This is a genomic window from Mycobacterium sp. TH-M82 (assembly GCF_057473605.1).
In genome coordinates, this window is sequence record NZ_JBYCKY010000296.1 from 1 (window position 1) to 2,291 (window position 2,291).

At 63.1% G+C, this 2,291-nt stretch carries 3 protein-coding genes; all 3 read right to left on the minus strand.

The features are described from left to right. The coding region (locus AC2VON_RS09350) for a winged helix-turn-helix domain-containing protein (RefSeq protein ID WP_486952694.1) at positions 1 to 467 on the minus strand (467 nt) is incomplete at its 3' end. 264 nt (positions 468 to 731) lie between these two features. Further along, on the minus strand, positions 732 to 911 hold the full coding sequence (locus AC2VON_RS09355) for a hypothetical protein (RefSeq protein WP_486952695.1): 180 nt from the start codon (positions 909 to 911) through the stop codon (positions 732 to 734). Between the two features lie 158 nt (positions 912 to 1,069). Continuing rightward, a complete protein-coding gene (locus AC2VON_RS09360; RefSeq protein ID WP_486952696.1) occupies positions 1,070 to 1,684 on the minus strand; it encodes a hypothetical protein in 615 nt (204 codons plus the stop codon). Positions 1,685 to 2,291: the final 607 nt, after the last annotated feature.

The window sequence follows — 2,291 nt, forward strand, 5'->3', positions numbered from 1 at the left end:
TCGTCGTCGCGTTCGATGGCGCGTCGCGCCGGACGCTGTCTGCTCCACCTCAGCCGCTCCCGCAGCAGGGTCCAGGTCTGGGTTTGGCCATACCGGATACCGGTCAGCGTCTCGATGACGTCGGCGACCCGCGCCAGGGTCCACAACTGGGTTGGGAAGCCGTTGGCCCGCGGCCCCTTGAGCAGCGCCTGCTCCACCTGCGCAAGCTGCTCGTCAGACAGCTTCGGCAACCGGCCGGCACGCCCGGCACCGGCCAGCCCCTGTTTACCCTCGGCGAGGAAGCTCCGATGCCAACGTGACGCGGTCTGCGCCGAAACGCCCAGCTTGTCCATCACGTCGACCTGACGCTTGCCGCGGGCGAACATATCCGCCGCAGCCATCCGCCGGGCCTTGAGCGCCTGAAAGTCCTGCCGCGCACCTACTTTGGCGGCCTTACCCGACCGTCGCCTGCCAATAGATCCCGCCACACACCAATTGTCCTATACCACAGCACGAATTCCGCGATACGACTCACTATATTACCGAAATATCTTTAAGAGTTGCTGGTCCCACGCTGACGGGTCCATCCGTACTTCACTCTCCTGTTGTGTCTGTGCTTCCGCTCCGCGGCTGAGCGATCCTTTTCGAGAAATTGCGTGCAGGACGAAGATTCATGCAGGGTCCTGACTTTCACTCCACAGCTGGGGTTGGGCCAGGCTGATGACGGTGACCGGACCCGAGGTGGTCCCTGCCTACGCTTTCATCGCGCTGTGGTGGGTGAACAGCACGATCTGTTGGGTCACCCCGATTTCGGCGAGCAGGTCCAGCGTGATCGCCGCGCGTTCGTCGTCGAACGGCATCAGTACGTCGTCCAGCATGATCGGAACTGTCTCGTAGCCGGCGTCGCGGCGTTCCTGCTCGACATCGAGCACTCCGGCCAAGCTCAGTGCCAGATACAGCTGCGCCGCGCTGCCTTCCGACAGCTCGGCCGTTTCGCGCTCGATGTCATTGGCGTCGATGAGGACCAGTGACCGCTCGGTAGCTTCTCCTTCGGCTTGCAGTCCGGTGAACCGATCCTGCGTGACCCGGATCAGTAGGACCCGGCCCGCTCCAGCACCGGGTTTCGGTGTGACTCCAGGTAGGCCCGCAACTCCTGGGTGAGCAGATGGTGCATGAGCTGAGTGGTGGCGTAGTCCTCGATGATCTCCAGTACCTCGGCGGTAGCCTGGCTCAGCTCCTGTTGGAGTGCATCGGCACCGGTGCGGCCTTTGAGTTGGGCGAGGTTATTTTTCGCCTCGATGACCAGCGCATGCGCGGTTTCGGCGGCCTTTTCCGCCTCGCGGAGCGCGTCCCGGGTGGACTCGCCATCCACGACGAGTTGCTCGTAATCGCATCCCGCCAACTGGCTCTCCAGTTCCGGCAGGTCCATTCCCCGGGGGGCCTGCAGCTGGTCTTCCAGGCCCTGCAACGCGTCAACGGCTTCCAGATAGTGCTGGGTGCGGCCCATCAGGTCGGTGAGCTCACCGCGGCTAACACCGGACGCGTTCGCCATCTCGGTGAGGGATCCTTCAAGTCGGCCGCGCTCTTCGCGGAGTTGGGCGACGCGGGCTTCGGCTTCCTTTTCGGCTTTCTGGTGAATCTCGTCGGCCTGCTGGTTCGACTTGGACCGCTCATAGGCGGCTTTGATCTCGTCGAACCAAGCCACGGCCTGCCTTGCCACGACTTGGCGTCGAGATTGACTGCTAGTGCAACGACCTCGGAATCCCATTCGTCGCGAGTATGGACCTCGGCTTCCTGTTCCTGTTCTAGGCGGGTCAGGGCCATACGCCTTCGCCCGGCCAGTATGGGCAGCGAGATCCTCGGCGGATACATCCAGATCGCGGGGTTTGAATTTCTCATCAGCTTTGAGACGCCGCCAGTGCGGCGGATCTATCGCCCGTGCGGCATCACGGGTCGGGTTTCCCGCGAACAGTTACAAGATGGTCGCGTTCGCGTGGCCCGAGATCGGACACCCGATCATCAACGTCGTCTCGCCGGTACCGCCCCACGAGGACTACTCGATGCCGAGCAACCCGCGAGCTGTCGCTCTTCATGGGCGGATCGCGGCTGACTCGCTGAACGTGACACCCGTTCCGAGCCAGCCGAGAGAACCTATATAGCCGCGTTGATGGCGGCGTCCAGGCTGCCGGCGACGGCGTCTAGATCGGTGTCGAACAGGTCTAATGGTGACGTCGGATATCGGAACTGTCCGAATGCCTCAGCGCTGTGGCAGGCGTTGGCTGACCTCGGCAGCGTAGTTGGTCCAGTCTCCT